The 20,323-nt window shown below is 72.3% G+C and carries 16 protein-coding genes and 1 pseudogene; 7 read left to right on the top strand and 10 right to left on the bottom strand.

Annotated features, from left to right (window positions below):
• Positions 1-5 precede the first annotated feature (5 nt).
• Positions 6-911 (top strand): oxidoreductase, encoded by a 906-nt coding sequence (locus tag AC0HI0_RS42980; RefSeq protein WP_480929206.1) that lies wholly within the window; start codon positions 6-8, stop codon positions 909-911.
• A 25-nt stretch (positions 912-936) separates the two neighbouring features.
• On the opposite strand, the gene AC0HI0_RS42975 is transcribed toward AC0HI0_RS42980, so the two are convergent.
• The 5 genes from AC0HI0_RS42975 to AC0HI0_RS42955 all read right to left on the bottom strand — a co-directional run bounded on the left by AC0HI0_RS42975 (position 937) and on the right by AC0HI0_RS42955 (position 9,204).
• The gene (locus tag AC0HI0_RS42975; RefSeq protein ID WP_480929205.1) at positions 937-3,075 is read right to left on the bottom strand and encodes an alpha-amylase family glycosyl hydrolase; all 2,139 of its coding nucleotides are present in this window, start codon (positions 3,073-3,075) and stop codon (positions 937-939) included.
• A 123-nt stretch (positions 3,076-3,198) separates the two neighbouring features.
• The gene (locus tag AC0HI0_RS42970) at positions 3,199-4,722 is read right to left on the bottom strand and encodes an alkaline phosphatase D family protein (protein ID WP_480929204.1); all 1,524 of its coding nucleotides are present in this window, start codon (positions 4,720-4,722) and stop codon (positions 3,199-3,201) included.
• 101 nt (positions 4,723-4,823) lie between these two features.
• On the bottom strand, positions 4,824-5,222 hold the full coding sequence (locus AC0HI0_RS42965) for a DUF4233 domain-containing protein (protein WP_480929203.1): 399 nt from the start codon (positions 5,220-5,222) through the stop codon (positions 4,824-4,826).
• Entirely contained in the window at positions 5,219-6,577 is a 1,359-nt protein-coding gene (gene folC, locus AC0HI0_RS42960) for a bifunctional tetrahydrofolate synthase/dihydrofolate synthase (protein WP_480929202.1), read from the bottom strand. The genes AC0HI0_RS42965 and folC overlap by 4 nt, the downstream gene beginning before the upstream one ends.
• Positions 6,574-9,204, bottom strand: coding sequence for a valine--tRNA ligase (locus AC0HI0_RS42955; protein WP_480929201.1), 2,631 nt, complete (start codon positions 9,202-9,204; stop codon positions 6,574-6,576). Before AC0HI0_RS42955 ends, folC begins: the two co-directional genes overlap by 4 nt.
• Positions 9,205-9,426: 222 nt before the next feature.
• On the opposite strand from AC0HI0_RS42955, the gene AC0HI0_RS42950 reads away from it, so the two are divergent.
• From AC0HI0_RS42950 to AC0HI0_RS42940, 3 genes and pseudogenes are all read left to right on the top strand, one after another.
• Positions 9,427-10,389, top strand: coding sequence for a hypothetical protein (locus AC0HI0_RS42950; RefSeq protein WP_480929200.1), 963 nt, complete (start codon positions 9,427-9,429; stop codon positions 10,387-10,389).
• Positions 10,390-10,593: 204 nt separating this feature from the next.
• Entirely contained in the window at positions 10,594-12,894 is a 2,301-nt protein-coding gene (locus tag AC0HI0_RS42945) for an FdhF/YdeP family oxidoreductase (protein WP_480929199.1), read from the top strand.
• Between the two features lie 73 nt (positions 12,895-12,967).
• Positions 12,968-13,396, top strand: a pseudogene (locus tag AC0HI0_RS42940) (DUF2238 domain-containing protein); the annotation flags it as partial.
• Positions 13,397-13,424: 28 nt separating this feature from the next.
• Here the strand turns inward: AC0HI0_RS42940 and AC0HI0_RS42935 are convergent.
• The gene (locus tag AC0HI0_RS42935) at positions 13,425-13,622 is read right to left on the bottom strand and encodes a hypothetical protein (RefSeq protein ID WP_480934563.1); all 198 of its coding nucleotides are present in this window, start codon (positions 13,620-13,622) and stop codon (positions 13,425-13,427) included.
• 100 nt (positions 13,623-13,722) lie between these two features.
• Positions 13,723-14,298, bottom strand: coding sequence for an ArsR/SmtB family transcription factor (locus tag AC0HI0_RS42930; RefSeq protein WP_480929198.1), 576 nt, complete (start codon positions 14,296-14,298; stop codon positions 13,723-13,725).
• 112 nt (positions 14,299-14,410) lie between these two features.
• Between AC0HI0_RS42930 and AC0HI0_RS42925 the strand changes: the two genes are divergently transcribed.
• Positions 14,411-14,926: a hypothetical protein gene (locus AC0HI0_RS42925; protein WP_480929197.1), complete on the top strand. Its 516-nt coding sequence runs from the start codon at positions 14,411-14,413 to the stop codon at positions 14,924-14,926.
• 302 nt (positions 14,927-15,228) lie between these two features.
• On the opposite strand, the gene AC0HI0_RS42920 is transcribed toward AC0HI0_RS42925, so the two are convergent.
• The 3 genes from AC0HI0_RS42920 to AC0HI0_RS42910 are packed head-to-tail and all read right to left on the bottom strand — an operon-like array spanning position 15,229 to position 18,236.
• A complete protein-coding gene (locus tag AC0HI0_RS42920) occupies positions 15,229-16,749 on the bottom strand; it encodes a phytoene desaturase family protein (protein ID WP_480929196.1) in 1,521 nt (506 codons plus the stop codon).
• 9 nt (positions 16,750-16,758) lie between these two features.
• Positions 16,759-16,866, bottom strand: a complete 108-nt coding sequence (locus AC0HI0_RS42915; RefSeq protein WP_446689066.1) for an MFS transporter small subunit — start codon at positions 16,864-16,866, stop codon at positions 16,759-16,761.
• Positions 16,863-18,236 carry an OFA family MFS transporter gene (locus tag AC0HI0_RS42910; protein ID WP_480929195.1) on the bottom strand — a complete coding sequence of 458 codons (1,374 nt, stop codon included), beginning with the start codon at positions 18,234-18,236 and terminating at the stop codon, positions 16,863-16,865. Before AC0HI0_RS42910 ends, AC0HI0_RS42915 begins: the two co-directional genes overlap by 4 nt.
• A gap of 67 nt (positions 18,237-18,303) precedes the next feature.
• Between AC0HI0_RS42910 and fdhD the strand changes: the two genes are divergently transcribed.
• Both fdhD and AC0HI0_RS42900 read left to right on the top strand, forming a co-directional pair.
• A complete protein-coding gene (gene fdhD, locus AC0HI0_RS42905) occupies positions 18,304-19,128 on the top strand; it encodes a formate dehydrogenase accessory sulfurtransferase FdhD (protein ID WP_480929194.1) in 825 nt (274 codons plus the stop codon).
• Complete coding sequence (locus AC0HI0_RS42900) at positions 19,125-20,300, top strand: CaiB/BaiF CoA transferase family protein (protein ID WP_480929193.1); 1,176 nt, start codon at positions 19,125-19,127, stop codon at positions 20,298-20,300. Before fdhD ends, AC0HI0_RS42900 begins: the two co-directional genes overlap by 4 nt.
• Positions 20,301-20,323 lie beyond the last annotated feature (23 nt).

Below are 20,323 nucleotides of genomic sequence, written 5' to 3'. Positions count from 1 at the left end.
AGCTCATGTCAACATTCGGGGTTTCGGACATGCCCTCGATGACCGGGCGCACCGTCGTCGTCACCGGCGCGAACAGCGGGCTCGGCCGGGCCGTGGCCCGCGTGCTCGCCGCCAACGACGGGCACGTCGTGCTCGCCGTGCGCAACGTCGACAAGGGCCGCGAGGCCGCCGCGACGATGCCCGGCCGCGTGGAGGTCCGGCGGCTCGACCTGGCCGATCTCGCCTCGGTCCGCGCGTTCGCCGAGGACTTCACCGAACCGGTGGACGTGCTGATCAACAACGCGGGGGTCATGGCCCCGCCCCACTCCCGCACGGCCGACGGGTTCGAGCTGCAGTTCGGGACCAACCACCTGGGGCACTTCGCGCTCACGAACCTGCTCCTGCCCCGGGTCCGGGACCGGGTGGTCACCGTGTCGTCCAACGCCCACCGGGTGGGTGCGATCGACCTGGACGACCTCGACGGGGAGCACCGGCCGTACCGGGCGATGGCCGCCTACGCGCGGTCCAAGCTCGCCAACTTGCTGTTCACGTCGGAACTCCAGCGGCGGCTCACCGACGTCGGCTCACCGGTGCTCGCGACCGCCGCACACCCCGGCATGGCGGCCACGAACCTGCTGAAGTCCGACGGCCGCCGCGTGCGCCACCTCGTGCAGAAGGCGGTGACGGACTTTCTCGCCCAGAGCGACGACGAGGGCGCTCTGCCCATCCTGTACGCGGCCGTGGCGGACATCCCGGGCGACAGCTACGTCGGACCCAACGGCTTCCTGGAGGCGCGCGGCGCGCCCGCACTGGTCGGCCGCTCGGCCAAGGCACGGGACACGGAGGTGGCACGCCGCCTGTGGGCCGCTTCCGAACAGCTGACCGGAGTTTCCTTCCCCGGGCGAACCCTGCAAACCGGAGCGGACGCGTGAGCCGCGTCCGGGCGGTGCCTTACGACTATGGCGCGGGCTCGGCGGCTTTCAACGTCACGGTCACGCCGTCCGCACCGAGCGCTCCCGCGGAATCCTTGGCCACGACCCGGATCTCCACATCTCGGCCGGCCGCCGCGCCCGGCAGTGCCGCGAGGTCGGCGAACACCCGGTAGGGCGCGGTGTCGTCGGTGCCGAGCACGGTCCAGTCCGCGCCGTCGACCCGCGCGGCGAACGTGGCCTGCGCGAACGGCGACGAGATCGCGTCCGCCCGCAGTTCGACCCGGCCGGTCAGCGCCGTCCCCACGGGCGGCGCGACCAGCACGGGCGTCGGCGTGACGGCGCGCAATCGGCCAGTTCCCTTGAGCACCAACGCCGACAGCGGCGGCACGGCCACCCGGACCTTGCCGTCGACCGCCGCGACCTCGGCCCCGGCACGAGGCCAGACGGGGCGGAGCGCGGCGCTGCCCACCGGCACCTCGACCGACGCCGGGGATGTGCCCGCGTTGGCCACCACGAGGTGTTCGACCTGCCGCGCGGCACCGACCCGGCTGAACGCGACGACGTCCCCCGACGCCACGCGCAGGGTCTGGTTCCCGTCGCGCCACACCGGATCCGCGTCGACGAACGCCGCCAACCCGCGCAACTGCCGGTACAGCGGGTGGTCGGTGGCGTAGTTGTCCACCGCGCCGGTCCGGTCGCTGCCGACGAGATCCTCCGCCCGGTACTCGGGAGTGGCGGACGCGAACAGGTCCTGCCGTGCCGCCTTGTCGCCGCCGCTGCCCGCGAAACCCTGCTCGTCGCCGTAGTACACGACGGGGTTGCCGCGCCACAGGTACATCAGGGCGTTGCCGAGTTCCAGCCGGTCCAGCAGCTCGGGTTCGGTGATGCCGGGCCGGTTGCGCCGCACCACCCACGCCGCCCGGCCCATGTCGTGGTTGCCCAGGAACGTCGGCAGCGACGCCGCGTTCGAGTCGGCGTCGGTGTACCGGTCGTCGGCCACCAGCACCTCGCCCAGCCGCGCCGCCCCGCGCCCGGACAGGAACGCCGCAGCGGCGTCCTGGAACGGGAAGTCCAGCGTCGCCTGCATCCGGCCGGTGGTGGTGTAGTGCGAGGTGACCGCCGGGTCGGCGTCGACGACCTCGCCGAACACGAAGAAGTCCTTCTTGCCGCGCTGCTCGGCGTACGCCTTCACGTGCGGCGCGAGAGCCTGCCAGAACTCCAGGTTCACGTGCTTGACGGTGTCGACCCGGTAGCCGTCGATGTCGAGCGCGTCGATCCAGCCGGTGAAGATCCGCTTCATCCCGGCGACGACGGCCGGGTGCTCGGTCATCAGGTCGTCCAGGCCGTAGAAGTCGCCGTACTGGGCGGATTCGCCGGTGAACGTCGAGTCGCCCCGGTTGTGGTAGAGCGCCGGGTCGTTGAGCCACAACGGTTTCTTCGCCCCGTTGACGACCGGCGTGTACGGCGCGGTGAGCTTCGGGAAGGGCTCGCGTCCCGCGATGGCGGCGATGTCGACCGGACGGCCGGACGGGTCGAGGTACGGCACGGCGCTCGTGGGCACGTAGTCGTGGCGGCCCTCGGCGTAGTCGATCAGGTCGGCGGTGTGGTTGGCGACGATGTCGAAGAACACCTTGATGCCGCGGCGGTGCGCGTCGCGGATCAGCCGCCGCATGTCGTCGGTGGAACCGAAGTGCGGGTCCAGCTCGGTGTAGTCGGTGGTCCAGTAGCCGTGGTAGCCGGCCGACACGTCCGCGCCCGTGCCCTGCACCCAGCGGTTGCGGAACACCGGGGTCAGCCAGAGCGCGGTGATCCCCAGGTCGTCGAGGTAGCCGAGCTTGCCGTGCAGGCCCGTCAGGTCGCCGCCGTGGTAGAAGCCCCGGTCGGCCGGGTCGAAGCCGGTCTTGAGCCGGTCGGTCCCGCCGGACCGCCCTCGGTCGTTGCCGGGGTCGCCGTTGGCGAACCGGTCGGGCAGCACGAAGTAGAACCGCTCCCCGGTGACGCCGCGCAGCGCGTCCCGCGCCAAGGCCCGGTCCCCCGGGCGCACGCCCGCGGCGATGTCGGCGACCGCGCCGACCGCGAGCCGGCCGGCGGGTGCGGCGGTGGCGGGCGGGACCGGCACCACCAGCCCGCCGAGCAGCAGGACGACCAGGCCCAGGCGGCGCACGGCGACCTCCTCGTCGCGAGAACTCGCAAGCCCCCACCCGGCACCAGGCCGGATGAGGGCTCACGCAACCACGGCGATCTTGGTCGGACAAGGCTCCGGGCCGCGTTGACGACCTGTCGGAGGCTATCGGCGCTGCGGCTGCAACTTCTTCGACCACAGCGAAGCGCCCGCGATGTCGCGCAGCCACACGGTCAGCTCGCCGTCCCGCGACACCTCGATCTCGCCGAAGTGCTGGAACCCGTCCAGCGGCGTGGTGTTCGCGGCCGGCGGCGCGTGCACGAACACCGCTTCCGGTCCGAACGTCGGGTCCAGCGCGTTGGGCCCGAACGCGCCCGCGTGCAGCGGACCGGACACGAACTCCCAGAACGGGTCGAAGTCCGCCACGGCCGCCCGCTCGGGCGAGTAGTGGTGCGCGGCCGTGTAGTGCACGTCCGCCGTCAGCCACACCGTGTTGCGCACCCGGCGCTTCTTGATCTCCCGCAGCACCCACGCCAGCTCGGTCTCCCGACCGCCCGGCTTGCCCGGCAGGCCGTTCGCGACGCCCTCGATGTCCGCGCCGTCCGGCACGGTCAGGCCGATCGGCAGGTCCGCGGCGATGATCTTCCACGTGGCGCGTGAGCAGTCCAGCGAGTCGACCAGCCACTTCGCCTGCTTCTCGCCCAGGATGTGCCCGACGCCCTCGCGCGGCGCGTTGTTCGCGTCCTTGTAGGTGCGCATGTCGAGGATGAACACCTCGACGTGCTGCCCGTAGGAGAACTTCCGGTACACCCGCCCGTCCACCGCCTTGCGCGGGTCGAGCGGCTGCCACTCGTGGAACGCCTTGAACGCCCGCGCGGCCAGCACGTCCACCCGCTTCTCGGTGTACTGCGGCAGGTCGAGGATCTCGCCGGGGTACCAGTTGTTGGTGACCTCGTGGTCGTCCCACTGCGCGTAGGTGGGCACGTCGGCGGCGAACGTGCGGAACTTCTGGTCGAGCAGGTTGTAGGCGAACTGGCCCCGGTACTCGTCCAGGGTCTCGGCGACCTTCAGCTTCTCCGGCGTCACCACGTTGCGCCAGATCCGGCCGTCGGCCAGGGTCACCGACTCCTTCAGCGGGCCGTCGGCGTAGACGGTGTCGCCGCTGTGGATGAAGAAGTCCGGGCGGCGCGCGGCCATCGCGCCGAAGATCGGCATCCCGCCCAGGTCGGGGTTGCTGCCCCAGCCCTGGCCCGCGACGTCGCCGGACCACACGAACCGCACGCCGTCGCGCCCGATCGGCGCGGTGCGGAAGCTGCCGGTCACCGCCTGGCTGCGGGTGCGGCCGTCGAGGTCCTCGGCGACCACCCGGTAGTGCACCCGGCGGCCCGGCGGCAGGCCGCGCAGCCGCAGCCGGCCCGTGCCACCGGTCTCCGGCGTCAGCAGCGGGCCGCGCAGCGTGCGGGCGCGCCGGAACGACGGGTCCGCCGACACCTCCACCAGCATCCGCGCCGGCCGGTCCGCCCGCGTCCACACCAGGCCGCCGTCGAACGTCACGTCACCGGACTGCACGCCGTGCGTCAGCGCCGGACGCCCCGAGGCCGCCAGCGCGATCCCGGGCACGAACGCCGCCGCCGTGCCGATCGCTCCGGCGCGCAGCAGCGTCCGCCGGTTCACCACACCTTCGGTCATGGCCGGTTTGTAGCCGCCGAACCCGAACCCGCGGTGAACGCGGTCTGCTCACCGGGCGACATCCGCCGGTCGGCGACACGCGACCGGGCAGAGGACGCGCCCTACGCCGACTGCTGCTGGCTGGGCAGCCGGCCCTCGGCCATCCGCTTGGCCACGTCGCGGCGCAGCCACAGCAGGTACACCCAGACCAGGCTGAACAGCACGCCGATCACGCCCAGCGCGGTCAGCAGCCCCCACGACGCGATCATCACCACGTGCAGGACCGCGATCACCCACACGATCCACGGCCGCTTGAGCAGCGCGCACGTCCCGATCAGCGCCACGATCAGGCCCAGCACCAGGTACCCGGTGCCGGTGCCGATCCCGCCGCCGAGCTTCGCGACCACCGGCAGGGCCAGGGCGACCACGATGACCTCCAGGATGAGCGTCCCGGCCATGATGCCCCGGAACGACTTCATCGGGTCCTTCTTGGGCGCGGGCACGCCGGCCGGGGTGGTCACGAGGGCTCCTTGCCGAACAGGGCGCGGGCTTCGCCGGCGGTCACCACGGAGCCCGTCACGATCACGCCGCCGCCGGACACCACGTCGCCGCCGTCGTCCTCCTCGGCCAGCCGGACGGCCTCCTCCAGCGCGTCCACCAGGTGCGGCTGCACGTACATCCGGTCTTCGCCGAAGATCGGGATGGCCACGCCCGCCAGCAGGTCGGGGTCCATCGCGCGCGGTGACGAGTTCGCGGTCAGCACGACCTCGTGCACCACCGGCTCCAGCTCGCTCAGGATGCCCACGGCGTCCTTGTCGTCCATCACGCCGACGACCGCGACCAGCTTGCGGAACCCGAACTCCTCGTCCAGCGCCTTCGCCAGCGCCTTCGCGCCGTGCGGGTTGTGCGCGGCGTCGACCAGCACGGTCGGCGCGGAGCGCACCCGCTCCAGCCGGCCCGGCGACGCCACGGTGGCGAACGCCTCGCGCACCGCGTCCACGTCGATCCGGCGGTCCGCGCCGGCCCCGAAGAACGCCTCCACGGCGGCCAGCGCCAGCGCCGCGTTCGCGGCCTGGTGCGCGCCGTGCAGCGGCAGGAACACCTCTTCGTACACGCCGCCGAGCCCTTGGAGGCGCAGCATCTGCCCGCCGACGGCCACGTCGCGCTGCAGCACCCCGAACTCGGAGCCCTGCCGGGCGACCATGGCGTCGACCTCGGCGATCCGGCGCAGCAGCACCTGCTCGACGGCCGGGTCCTGCTCGGCCAGCAGCGCGACCGAGCCGGGCTTGATGATCCCGGACTTCTCCTCGGCGATGCCCTCCAGCGTCGGGCCCAGGTAGTCGACGTGGTCGATGCCCACGGGTGTGATCACCGCGATCCTGCCGTCGGCGATGTTCGTCGCGTCCCAGGTCCCGCCCAGGCCGACCTCGACCACGGCGGCCTCGACCGGGGCGTCCGCGAACGCCGCGAACGCCATCCCGGTGAGCACCTCGAACTTGCTCAGCGGCACCTCGCCGCGACTGTCCACGATGGACACCAGCGGCTCGATGTCGCGGTAGACCTCGACGTAGCGCTCCGGGCTGATCGGCGCGTTGTCCACGTTGATCCGCTCGGTCACCAGTTGCAGGTGCGGGCTGGTGTAGCGGCCGGTGCGCAGGCCGATCCGGGTCAGCAGGGCGTCGACCATCCGCGAGGTCGACGTCTTGCCGTTGGTGCCGGTGATGTGCAGCACCGGGTAGGACGCCTGCGGGTCGCCCATCAGCTCGGCCAGCGCCCGGATCCGGTCCAGGCTCGGTTCGAGCTTGGTCTCCGGCCAGCGCTGGTTCAGCTCCGCCTCGACCTGGCGCAGCTCGTCGAGCGAGTCGGGCCCGGTCACGACTGGGGCAGCGTGTCGAGGCGGGCGTGGATGCGCTCGATGTCGGCGTTCGCCGCGGCCAGCCGGGACTGGATCTTGGCCACCACCTCGGCGGGCGCCTTGTCGGTGAACGCCGGGTTGTTCAGCTTGCCCTCGCACTGGGCGCGTTCCTTCTCGGCCACCGCGAGGTCCTTGGCCAGCCGCTTGCGCTCGGCCACCACGTCGATCGCGCCGGACAGGTCGAGTTCGACCTTCACCGCGCCCTTGGGCAGGCCGACCTCGATCCGCGCGGACGCGGTGAACCCGTCGTCCGGCTCGGTCATCCGGGTCAGCACGCGCACCGCGGGCACCTGGTCGAGCAGGTCGACGCAGCACGCGCCGCGGACCTTGCCCGCGACCTTCTGCGCGGGCTTGAGGCCCTGGTCGGAGCGGAACCGGCGGATCTCGGTGACCAGCTTCTTGAGGCCCTCGATGCGGGTCGCGGCGACCTCGTCGCGCGCGCCGCCGTGCGCCTGCGGCCACGGCGCGACCACCAGCGACTCGCCGCCGGTCAGCGCCGTCCACAGGGTTTCGGTGATGAACGGCGTCAGCGGGTGCAGCAGCCGCAGCACGACGTCGAGCACGTGCCCGAGCACCGCCTGGGTCGCCTCGGCCCGGGCGCCGCCCTCGGCGATCTGCACCTTGGCCAGCTCCAGGTACCAGTCGCAGAACTCGTCCCAGGTGAAGTGGTAGAGCCCCTCGGCCAGCTTGCCGAACTGGAACGCCTCGAACTGCCCGTCGACCTCCGCGACCAGCCCGTCGAGCAGGTCCAGGATCCAGCGGTCGGCGTCGGTGAGCTGCTCGCGCGGCGGCACCGGGCGTTCCACGGTCGCGCCGTTGCCCAGCGCGAACCTGGTCGCGTTCCACAGCTTCGTGGTGAAGTTGCGGGAGCCGGCCGCCCACTCCTCGGCGATCGCCAGGTCGGAGCCGGGGTTCGCGCCGCGCAGCAGCGTGAACCGGGTGGCGTCCGCGCCGTAGGTGTCCATCCAGTCCAGCGGGTCGATGCCGTTGCCGCGCGACTTCGACATCTTCTTGCCGTACTGGTCGCGGATCAGGCCGTGCAGGAACACGTGGTCGAACGGCTGCTTGCCGTCCATCGCGTACAGGCCGAACATCATCATCCGGACGACCCAGAAGAAGAGGATGTCGTAGCCGGTGGACAGCACGCTGGTCGGGTAGAACTTCGCCAGGTCGCCGGTGGAGGTCGGCCAGCCCAGCGTGGAGAACGGCCACAGGCCCGAGGAGAACCACGTGTCGAGCACGTCCTCGTCCTGCGTCCAGCCCTCGCCGGGCGGCTCGTCGTCCGGGCCGACGCACATCACCTTGTCGTTGGGGCCGTACCAGACCGGGATGCGGTGGCCCCACCACAGCTGGCGCGAGATGCACCAGTCGTTGAGGTTGTCGACCCAGTCGAAGTAGCGCTTGGCCAGCTCCGGCGGGTGGATCGTGGTGCGGCCGTCGCGCACGGCGGCGGCGGCCTCGCGGGCCAGCGGCTCGACCTTCACCCACCACTGCAGCGACAGGCGCGGCTCGATCACCGTGTCGCACCGCGAGCAGTGGCCGACGGAGTGCTTGTACGGGCGCTTCTCGGCGACGATGCGGCCCTGCTCGCGCAGCGCGGCGACCACGGCGGGCCGCGCCTCGAACCGGTCCAGGCCCTCGAACGGGCCCTTCGCGGTGATCACGCCCCGGCCGTCCATCACGGTCAGCGCGGGCAGGTCGTGCCGGCGGCCGATCTCGAAGTCGTTCGGGTCGTGCGCCGGGGTCACCTTGACCGCGCCGGTGCCGAACTTCGGGTCGACGTGCTCGTCGGCCACGATCGGCACGTACCGGCCGGTCAGCGGGACCTCGACGTCGGTGCCGATCAGGTGCCGGTAGCGCTCGTCCTCCGGGTGCACGGCCACCGCCGTGTCGCCCAGCATGGTCTCCGCGCGGGTGGTCGCGACGATGATCGAGTTCTCGCCGGCGCCGTAGCGGATGGAGACCAGCTCGCCGTCGTCCTCGGAGTGGTCGACCTCGATGTCCGACAGCGCCGTCTGGCAGCGCGGGCACCAGTTGATGATCCGCTCGGCGCGGTAGATCAGGCCGTCGTCGAACAGCCGCTTGAAGATCGTCTGGACGGAGCGGGACAGGCCCTCGTCCATGGTGAACCGGACCCGGTCCCAGTCCACGCCGTCGCCGAGGCGGCGCATCTGGCCGAGGATCCGGCCGCCGACCTCCTCGCGCCACTGCCAGACCCGCTCCACGAACTTGTCGCGGCCCAGGTCGTGGCGGGACATGCCCTCGGACGCCAGCGCGCGCTCGACCGCCGTCTGGGTGGCGATGCCCGCGTGGTCCGTGCCCGGCAGCCACAGCACCTCGTAGCCCTGCATCCGCCGGCGGCGGCTGAGGGCGTCCATGACGCTGTGGTTGAGGGCGTGGCCCATGTGCAGGCTGCCGTTGACGTTCGGCGGGGGCAGCACGATGGAGAACGGCGGCTTGTCGCTGTGCGCGTCGGCGGTGAAGTACCCGCGATCAACCCACCGCTGGTACAGCCCGGCTTCTACCTCGGCCGGGTTCCAGGCCGGCGGGAGTTCGGAGCGCTGGGGTGCGGTGGGCGATTCAGTCACGTGGGAAGTCTACGGAGGCCGCGCTATCGACTTCGAATCAGATACCTGGTAACGCCCTCACCTGGCGACGCCCCCGCCGCGCCGGTCCGGGGGCCGGATCGCCCCGGGGACGGGCGGGGCCAGGGGAAAGGCCCGTGCCGAACCTGCGGCGGCCCTGCTAACGTCCGCCGGCCGTCACCTGTTCGAGTGAATGGCGCAGTGATCACACCTGCTGGGGGGCACGTGCACACCGACGGTCTCGACGACCACCCCGACCTGCGCGACGAGAAGTGGATCGCGGAGGCGAACAAGCGGGCGCGCCGGGAGATCCGCAAGCAGCGGCGGTCGGCCCGGCTCAGGGCGAACGGCGGCCGGATCGTCACCGCGGTCGCCGTGGTCGCGATCGCCGCGCTGCTGTTCGGGCTCTACCGGGAGGGCAAGTTCTCCGGGGTCGAGGAGGCGTTGAACGCGCCGCGCGAGGAGACGTTCCGGGTCGACCCGGAGCGCCCGTACCGCAACACGCCCGCCGACGCGTGGGCGGACGGCGAAGCCGGCGTCGCGCCGCCGGCGGCCAAGCCCGTCGGCGGGTTCACCGCCGAGCAGGTCGCGGACGCGTACCGGCAGGTCAAGCAGGCCGTGGTGACGTCCCGGCTGGACCGGGCGGTGATCCAGGACCACGACGTGGAGCGGTACATCGGGCTGCTCGCCTACGACCTGCAGGACCAGATGCGGCAGCTCTACGACGGCCGGCACGACGAGGAGGCGTCGCTGGTGGTGACCCGGATCGCGAAGGGGCAGCGGCTGCTGGCCGCCGCGCCCAAGGTCAACGGCACGATGACCGCCGAGGCCGGGCGGCCGGGCGAGATCGTGGTGCGCACGAACTACGTGTTCGCCTACGCGTTCGAGAGCGACCAGCAGCCGACGGACCCGATGGACATCGTCGTCGTGCGGCGGGTCGCGATGACCTACGTCGTGCGCAGCGGCGATTCGTCCACGCCGGAGAGCAACGGCCTGTGGACCGACGCCACGGACGGCTACGACTACTCGATCGCGTGCGGGGCGGCCAAGCGGGGGTTCCTCGCGCCCGGCATCAGCGAACGCCGTGACCTGGGCCGGGACCACCCGGAGAGCACCCGGGACGACGGCCCGCCCGAGGACTACTTCGACCCGGGCCGGTCGGTGGAGATCCACGACAGCTGCGGGTGACCAGGTCACCCGATCGGTCGATTCGCGCCGTGAGTGGCGCCGCTCACAATCAACTGTGATCACCGGTCGCCGCGGGGACCCGGCACCGGATTCACGGGCCGTTCTCAACCCCTTGGGGCCCGTGACAGCGGTCCGGCGCCGCCCCGCCGCCGACGGTCGATCGTGGTACCGCTGGCGCGCTCGCGCGGGGCGCGCCAGCGCACAATGGTCCCCATGAGCAAGCCACCCCAGCACGACATCGACGAGTCGCAGCTCGACGTGACCGGACCCAAGCGGTGGGCGGCGGGGATCCCCGGCGTGGCCGTGTCGCTCAAACGCGGCGTGGAGCAGATGGGCGTGGCCCGCACGGTCACCACGCTGCGGCTGCTCAACCAGCGCGAGGGGTTCGACTGCCCGGGTTGCGCGTGGCCCGAGCCGCAGGGGCACCGCAAGCTGGCCGAGTTCTGCGAGAACGGCGCGAAGGCGGTCGCCGAGGAGGCCACCCGCCGCCGGGTCGGGCCGGACTTCTTCGCCGCGCACCCGGTCGCCGAGCTGGCCGGCAAGACCGACTACTGGCTGGGCCAGCAGGGCCGGATCACCGACCCGGTGGTGCTGCGCGAGGGTGCCGAGCACTACGAGCCGATCTCCTGGAGCGACGCGTTCGCGCTGGTCGCGGACGAGCTGACCGGGTTGGCCGACCCGAACGAGGCGGTGTTCTACACTTCCGGCCGGACCAGCAACGAGGCCGCGTTCCTCTACCAGCTGCTGGTCCGCTCGTTCGGCACGAACAACCTGCCGGACTGCTCCAACATGTGCCACGAGTCCTCCGGCGCGGCGCTGTCGGAGACCACCGGCATCGGCAAGGGCTCGGTGAGCATCGAGGACTTCAACCGGGCCGACCTGATCGTGGTGATCGGCCAGAACCCCGGCACCAACCACCCCCGGATGCTCTCCGCGCTGGAGGAGGCCAAGAAGAACGGGGCGAAGATCGTCGCGGTCAACCCGCTGCCCGAGGCCGGCCTGCTGCGGTTCAAGAACCCGCAGAACGTGCGCGGCGTGGTCGGCGCGGGCACCCAGCTCGCCGACGAGTTCCTCCAGATCCGGCTCGGCGGCGACCAGGCGCTGTTCCAGGCGGTCGGGAACCTGCTGCTGTCCTGGGACGCGGCGGACGCCGAGTTCGTGGCCAACTACACCGACGGGTTCGCCGAGTACGCCGAGCACGTGCGCGAACTCGACTGGGACGCGGTCGACACCGCGACCGGGCTGCCGCGCGAGCAGGTCGAGCTGCTGGCCCGGATGCTGGCCGACTCGCAGCGCACCATCTTCTGCTGGGCGATGGGCCTGACCCAGCACAAGCACTCCGTGCCGACGATCCGCGAGATCGCGAACGTGGCGCTGCTGCGCGGCATGATCGGCAAGCCCGGCGCCGGGCTGTGCCCGGTGCGCGGCCACTCGAACGTGCAGGGCGACCGGACCATGGGCATCTGGGAGAAGATGCCGGAGAAGTTCATGTCCGCGCTGGAGACCGAGTTCGGCATCACCGTGCCGCGCGAGCACGGGTTCGACACGGTCGCCTCGATCCGCGCGATGCGCGACGGCAAGGCCCGGGTGTTCTTCGCGGTGGGCGGCAACTTCGCGTCCGCCACGCCGGACACCGAGGTCACCGAGCGCGCGCTGCGCTCGTGCAGGCTGACCGTGCACGTGTCGACCAAGCTCAACCGCTCGCACGTGGTGCACGGCACGACGGCGCTGATCCTGCCCACGCTGGGCCGCACCGAGAGCGACCTCCAGCACGGCGGCGAGCAGTTCGTGACGGTCGAGGACTCGATGTCGGTGGTGCACCGCTCGCGCGGGCGGCTGGAGCCGGCGAGCGACCGGCTGCTGTCGGAGGTGTCCATCGTGTGCCGGCTGGCGCGGGCCGTGCTGGGGCCGGACCACCCGGTGCCGTGGGAGGAGTTCGAGAAGGACTACGACCTGATCCGGGACCGGATCTCCCGGGTCGTGCCGGGGTGCGCGGACTACAACGAGCGGGTGCGCCGGCCGGACGGGTTCGTGCTGCCGCACGCGCCGCGCGACGCCCGCGAGTTCACCGGGACGCGCACCGGCAAGGCGCACTTCTCGGCCGACGAGCTGACCGTGCTGCGGGTGCCGGTCGGCCGGCTGCTGTTGCAGACCATGCGCAGCCACGACCAGTACAACACCACGATCTACGGCCTGGACGACCGCTACCGGGGCGTGAAGGACGGCCGGCGGGTGGTGTTCGTCAGCCCGGCGGACCTGGACGAGCTGGACCTGCTGGACGGGCACTTCGTGGACCTGGTCAGCGAGTGGCCGCAGGACCCGACCGGGGTGACCGAACGCCGCGCCGAGCGGTTCCGGGTGGTGTCCTACCCGACCGCGAAGGGCTGCGCGGCGGCGTACTTCCCGGAGGCCAACGCGCTGGTGCCGCTGGACTCCACCGCGACCGAGTCCGGGACGCCCACCTCCAAGTCGATCGTGGTCCGGCTGGAGCGGCTGCCCGACTGACGCGAGAACCGCCGCCCGACCCCTCGCCGGGCGGCGGTTCTCGCGATCGGCCCCGGCGGCCGGACGCGCGCGGGTGGCGTCCGGCCGCCATGAGCAGGGGGCACCGCCGGTCCTTGGCCGCGTTCCTGGTCCTGGTGGCCGTCACCTGGCGGGATCCCCCGTGGCCGGGCGAGCAGGCCCTGCGCACCTCGTCGACGGTGGTCGCGCCGGCTGTACTCGGCGGTGCCGTACGACGACTGGACCGACGCGCTGTTCGGGTTCCGCCTGTCGGAGGTCTTCTCCTGGCGGCGCAAACGCTTCGACCGGCTGGTGCACTTCGCGTACGGGGTGTGCGACCGGGGTCCTGGTCCGCGGGCTCGGCCCGTTGCGGGCGTTGGAAGTGGTGGTCGCGACCAGCGCGGTCTACGAGCTGTTCGAGTGGGGCATCGCGCTGACGCGGGCCCCGGAGTTGGCGGAGGCGTACAACGGGCAGCAGGGCGACGTCCGGGACGCCCACGAGGACATGGCGTTGGCGACCCCGGGTTCGCCGGTCACCCTGCCGTTCGCTGCCAGGAGAAGCCGACGCTCGCGACCAGCGAGCGGCGCTCCCGGGCCACCTCCCAGTCGAGTTTCAGCAAGCCGGAGAAGGCTTTGAGCCTGCTCCGGCCGAGCCGGTGGCGCCTGGCGGCGGCCTCGTCGTCGCGGCCGCGCTGGCGGGCTATGTCGTACAGGGCGTCGTAAACGGGCATGGCGAATCCCCCTCGATCGCTGGGCCTGAGGTCGGTGGCAAAGGGTGGACGAGCACGGTATCGAGCGGGCACCGGGCCGCTCCACCGAAATAGCGCGGTGCTACTCCCGCCGGGGCGCGACGGTCGTGGCCTGGAAGATGCGCACCGGACGTGCGCCCTCGGGCCGCGCCGCCGGGTCCTGGCGTCGTTCCTCGAACTTCTCCAGCACCGCGAACATGGCCGTGCGCACCTCGTCGAGTTCGGCGGCGGTGAGGAATTCCAGGTGCGCCCGGATACCGGTGGCGGTCTGCCATTCGAGCGGTTCGAGGCTCTTGCGGCGCAAGCGCTCGCGCATCGTGGCGAACTCCTGCTCGATCAGCGCCTCGCTCGCGGCCTCGGCGGCCAGGGCGGTCTCGTCGTCCATGCCCTCGGTGGACCAGCTCTGGTGGTGCCGCAGCATCCGCCACGGCTTCTGCCGGCCCTTGACGTCCGGCACCTCCTCCACGAACCCGTACTTGGCCAGCATGTTCAGGTGGTAGGAGCAGCCGGCCACGCTCTCGCCGAGCGCCTGGGCGCACTGGGTCGCGGTGCGCTGGCCCTCGCTGGTGAGCAGGTCGATCAGCTTCCAGCGGAACGGGTGCGCGAGCGCGCGCAGCTCCCTCGGGTCCCTGATGAGGTCTTCGCGCGGCTCGGCCATGGCCCCAGCGTACGCATATCAAGAACCCTTTAGCAAGGTTCCTTGATATAGCGCTCGGGTAACGTCGGCACCCGTCCGGACGAACCCCCGGGCGACGGGGACTGGAGGATCTGTGGTCATCAAGAACGCACTCGCGGCCGTGGTGGGGCTCGTCGTGCTCACCGCCTGCACCTCCACCCCGGAGAGCGCGCCGACGACGACCGCCTCCACCCCGCAGACCACGACGGGCGCCTCCGCCCCGGTCGAGGGCATCGACTGCACCAAGGCCCCGGCCGACGTCGTGGGCGCGGCCCTCCAGCTCAACCTCAAGCACCCCGCCGAGACCGTCGACGGCAAGCTGGTCACCTGCCGCTACGAAGGCGGCGGCGCGACGACCCTGGTCCGCTTCGCCACCGGCGCCGACGCCGCCTCCTTCGCCAAGGGCAAGGAGGGCTTCGGCTCGGGCGGCCAACGCGCCAAGGACCTGCCGGGCTTCTTCGACGAGGCGTGGACCGGCTCGCTGGGCACCGGCGAGGTGGTGCTGAACACCCTGTCGGCGCGCAAGGGCCCGTTGGAGATCACGGTGACCTCGGGCGCGAACTTCGACCAGGAGAAGAAGGCCGTCACCGCGCTGTTCGAACGGGTCTAGGGCTGTTCGGGGTTCGGGTCCGGGTTCGCCGCGGTGGTGTGCTGGTGGGGCTGGTGGAACACGGGGTGTGGCGCGCTCCGCGCCGGACGCGGGCACGTCTGCCGGTCGGGATCGTGCCGCCCTCCGGCGGCAACGGACGGCGCGGGCCGAGGCGGCCGGTCCGGGTTCCCGGCCGGGCCGGTCCGCCTCGCACCGGTCCGGACGCGGTGGCCGCGGACAAGGCGTTCCTCCGAAGCCACGAGGAGCGATCGTGTGGCGGAAAGCCCTGACCCCAACCACATGATCCAAACCCCGAACAGCTCCTAGCGCTCCAGCACGGCCATCGCGGCGTTGTGCCCGGCGATCCCGCTCACCCCGCCGCCGCGCCGCGCCCCCGCGCCGCACACGAACAGGTTCGGCACGTCGGTCTCCACGCCCCAGCGCCCGACCTCGTCCTCCTCCTCGGCGAACGGCCACGCCAGCGCGTCGTGGAAGATGTTGCCGCGCGGCAACCCCAGCTCCGCCTCCAGGTCGAGCGGCGTGCGGGCCTCCAGGCACGGCCGGCCGTCGGCGTCGACCGCCAGGCAGTCCTCGATCGGCTCCTCCAGGTGCGCGTTCAACGCCGTGAGGTACCGGTCGACCAGCTGCCCGCGCAGCCCGTCGTTGTCCGGCTCGAACAGCGCGGCCGGGGTGTGCAGGCCGAACAGGGTCAGCGTGTGCCACCCGCGCCCGGCCAGGTCGGCGGACAGGATCGACGGGTCGGTCAGCGTGTGGCAGTACATCTCGGCGGGCAGCACGGCCGGCACCCGCCCGGCGGCGCTGTCCCGGTAGGCCGTTTCGAGCTGCGCGTACGACTCGTCCAGGTGCAGCGTGCCCGCGAACGCGAGCTTCGGGTCGATCCCGCCGCGCACCTTCGGCAGCCGCTCCAGCAGCATGTTCACCTTGAGCTGGGAGCCCTCGGCGACCGGCCCGCCCGCCTTGCCGCGCAACGCGTCCAGCACGTGCGGCGCGACCCCGGGCAGCACGAACCGCGCGCCGACCACGCGCCCGTCGTACTCGACCTCGGCGGTCTTGCCGTCCGCCTCCACCCGGGACACCTCCGCGCCGGTCACGACCTCCGCGCCGGCCTCCCGCGCGGCCCGCGCCAGTTCGGCGGTCACCGCGCCCATCCCGCCGACCGGCACCTTCCACTCCCCCGTGCCGTTGCCGATCACGTGGTAGAGGAAGCAGCGGTTGGCGGCCAGGTCGTGCAACGAGGTGTGCGTGCCGATCAGGCCGTCGGTCGCGACCACGCCGCGCACCACGTCGTCGGCGAACAGCTCCTCCAGCGTCGCGCCCAGCGGGCGCTCGAAAACCTGCTCCCACAACCGCATCCGGGCCACCGAGTCGACCCGGATCCGGGCGTGCTCGCGGGACTCCAGCGGCTCCAGCAGGGTGGGCGCGAGGGCTCCGGCGAGCAGCTCCAGGTCGGCGTACCAGCGCCGCCAGCGCTCGTACTCGGCGTCCGACCCGGTCAGCGCGCGGAACGACGCCGCGGTGGCCTCGCCCGGCGTGCGCTCGACCAGCAGGTTGCCCGCCGGGGTGTAGGACGACGCGGCCCGCGACTTCAGCGCCACGGTCAGCCCGAGGTCGGCCACGATCCGGTCGGGCAGCAGGCTGACCAGGTACGAGTAGCGCGACAGCCGGGCGTCCACGCCGGGGAACGCGTGCTCGCTCACCGCCGCGCCGCCGACGTGGTCGAGCTTTTCGAGCACCAGCACGGAGCGCCCGGCGCGCGCCAGGTAGGCCGCCGCGACCAGCGCGTTGTGCCCGCCGCCGACCACCACCACGTCGTAGGAATCCACCCTCCGACACTAACCGGTGAACAGCGCCGTCACCTTGCGGATCAGCTCGACCAACCCGTAGGCCAACGGCAGCCCCACCCAGAGCCAGGCGAACACCACCAACGCCGTGCGGTTCACCCGGACGCTCCTTCCGCCACTGGTTCGTGGTGCTTCGCGGCCACCGGGCGGACCAGCTCGTTGGCCACGAACCCGACGACCAGCAACGCGATCATGATGTACAGCGAGGTCGTGTAGAGGTCCGGCCCGGACTTGCCGGCCGCCTTCCGGCCGTCCGCGACGGCGTTCACGATCAGCGGCCCGAGCACGCCCGCCAGCGACCACGCGGTGAGCAGCCGGCCGTGGATCGCACCCACCTGGTAGGTGCCGAACAGGTCCTTGAGGTACGCCGGGACCGTGGCGAACCCGCCGCCGTAGAACGACAGGATCAGCATGGCGCACACCACGAACAGCACCTTGGACGTGTTGCCCGCCAACGCCAGCGCCAGGTAGGTCAGCGCGCCCGCGCCCAGGTAGACCCGGTAGATGTTCTTACGCCCCACCAGGTCCGATGTGGACGACCACACGATCCGGCCCGCCATGTTCGCCAGCGACAGCAGGGCCACGAACCCGGCCGCGGCCCCGGCGGCGACCGGCGCGGACGTGTCGGCGAAGAAGTCCCGGATCATCGGCGACGCCTTCTCCAGGATCCCGATGCCCGCCGTGACGTTGAAGCACAGCACCACCCACAGGCACCAGAACTGCGGGGTCTTCACGGCGTTGCGCGCCGACACGTTCACCGCCGAGCGGACCACCCGCTGCTCGGCGCTCGCGGCGGGCACCCGGATCAGCAGCACGCCGACGGACATGAACACCGCGTACGCCAGGCCGTGCACCAGGAACGCCTGCGCGATGCCGGTGTGGGTGCGGCCGAACGACTCCAGCATCTGCGCCGACCACGGCGACGCGATCAGCGCGCCGCCGCCGAACCCCATGATGGCGATCCCGGTCGCCATCCCCGGCCGGTCCGGGAACCACTTGATCAGCGTGGAGACCGGCGAGATGTACCCGATGCCCAGGCCGATGCCGCCGACGAACCCGTAGCCGAGCACCACCAGCCAGTACTGCCCGGTCCACGCGCCCAGCGCGGAGATCAGGAAACCGGAGGAGAAGCACGTGGCGGACACGAACATCGCCCAGCGCGGCCCGTTGCGCTCCACCAAGGTCCCGCCGAACGCCGCCGAGAGGCCCAGCATCACGATGCCGAGCTGGAACGGCAGCGCGCTCTGCGTGCCGGACAGTCCGAGCGCGCTCTCCAGCGGCGGCTTGAACACGCTCCACGCGTACGCCTGGCCGATGGCGAGGTGGACCGACAGCGCGGCGGGCGGGACCAGCCAGCGGTTCCACCCCGGCGGCGCGACGCTGCGCGCGCGGTCGAGGAACCCTGTCGCACCGGATCTCCCGGCTGTGCCCGAGCCCACTGCACCGGACCGCGCCGCGCTGGACCCCATCGGCCGACACCTCCGTAACCTGGTGGGTGACTGACCTGGAAATTTAGCGTCGGGAAGGAGTTCCACGATGGGGCGTGTCACCGTCCGTCGCCCAGTGGTCACGTATTCGCGACGAACGCACCGCACGCGGGTCGACGCGCTGGCCGCCGAGGAGCCGTTGGAGCTGCGGGTCGGCGGCAAGGCGCTGGCCGTGACGATGCGCACACCCGGCCACGACGTGGAACTGGCGCACGGCTTCCTGCTCAGCGAAGGCGTGATCGGCGGGCTCGCCGACGTGTCCGTGGCCCGGTTCTGCGAGGGCACCGGCCCGGACGGGCTCAACACCTACAACGTGCTCGACGTCACGCTGGCCGACCACGTGCCGCCGCCGGAGGCGGGCGTCGAGCGGAACTTCTACACCACCTCGTCCTGCGGGGTGTGCGGCAAGGCGGCGCTGGACGCGGTGAAGCTCAAGACCCGCTACTCCCCCGCCGACGACCCGGTGCGGGTCGACGTCGACGTGCTGGCGGGCCTGCCCGACGCGCTGCGCGCGAAGCAGAAGGTGTTCGCCTCCACGGGCGGGCTGCACGCCGCCGGAATTTTCACCGCATCGGGTGAAGCCCTGGTGGTCCGCGAGGACGTCGGCCGGCACAACGCGGTGGACAAGGTGCTCGGCTGGGCCGTGCTCCAGGACCGGGTGCCGCTGACCGGGACGGTGCTGATGGTGTCCGGGCGGGCGTCGTTCGAGCTGGTCCAGAAGGCCGCGATGGCCGGCGTGCCGGTGCTCTCGGCCGTGTCCGCGCCGTCGTCGCTGGCCGCGGAGCTGGCCGACGAGCAGGGCGTCACGCTGGTCGGCTTCCTGCGCGGCGACTCGATGAACGTCTACTCGGGCGCGGAACGGATCACCGCTTGAGACCCGCGAGACCCCTCGACGGCGTCCTCGTCGTCAGCGTCGAGCAAGCCGTGGCGGTGCCGTACGCGACCAGGTTGCTGGCCGACCTCGGCGCGCGCGTGGTGAAGGTGGAACGCCCGGACGGCGGCGATTTCGCCCGCCACTACGACCGGGCGTGCGGCGAGGTGTCCTCGTACTTCGCCTGGACGAACGCCGGCAAGCAGTCGCTGACCCTCGACCTCAAGCACCCCGAGGGCCGCGAGGTGCTCGCCGACCTGGTCGCGCCGGCCGACGTGGTGCTGTGCAACCTCGCACCGGGCGCGGCACGTCGACTGGGTGTGGACGCCGACACGCTCCGGGCAGCGCACCCGTCGCTGGTGGTCGGCGAGCTGTCCGGGTACGGCGAGACCGGCCCGTACGCGGCGCGCAAGGCGTTCGACGCGCTGGTGCAGTCCGAGGCGGGCCTGGTGGAGCTGACCGGCGACGGCGAGGTGACCGCGCGGGCGGGCATCTCGGTCGCCGACATCGCCGCCGGCGTGCAGCTCCAGTCCGCCGTGCTGGCCGCGCTGCTGCACCGGGAGCGCACCGGCGAGGGCGTCACGCTGCGGCTGACCCTGTTCGAGGCGATGGCCGAGTGGATGCACCAGCCCGCGCTGTACGCGGCGGGCACCGGGGCCGCGCCGCCGCGCACCGGGGCGCACCACCCGAGCATCGCGCCGTACGGGCCGTTCCGGTGCCGGGACGGCGCGGTGCACCTGGCCGTCCAGAACGACCCGCAGTGGCGGCGGCTGTGCGGGGTGCTCGGCCGGCCCGAGCTGGCCGACGACGTGCGGTTCGGCACGGTGGGCACGAGGGTGGCGCACCGGCCCGAACTGCACGCCGAACTCGACTTCACCGGCTGGGCCGCGGCCGACCTGCTGGCGGCGCTGGACGCGGCCGACGTGCCCGCCGCCCGCACCCGGGGCGTCGCCGACCTGCCCGACCACCCGCAGCTCGTCGCGCGCGAGCGGTGGACGCGGGTCGGCGTGCCGGGCGGCGCGGCGGCGGTGCTGCGGCCACCGGTGGATTCCACCGGGTGGGACTGGGCGCCGGGCCGGGTGCCCGCGCTGGGCGAGCACACCGACCACGTGCTGAGCGCGCTCGGCTACCCGGCGGAGCGGATCGCGGCTCTTCGGGCGCGATCCGTCGTTTAGCGAAACGCCCGGGGTGCCCGGGG

This window comes from Saccharothrix sp. NBAS 001, assembly GCF_056640475.1.
This window is presented reverse-complemented; position numbering and strand designations above follow the sequence as displayed.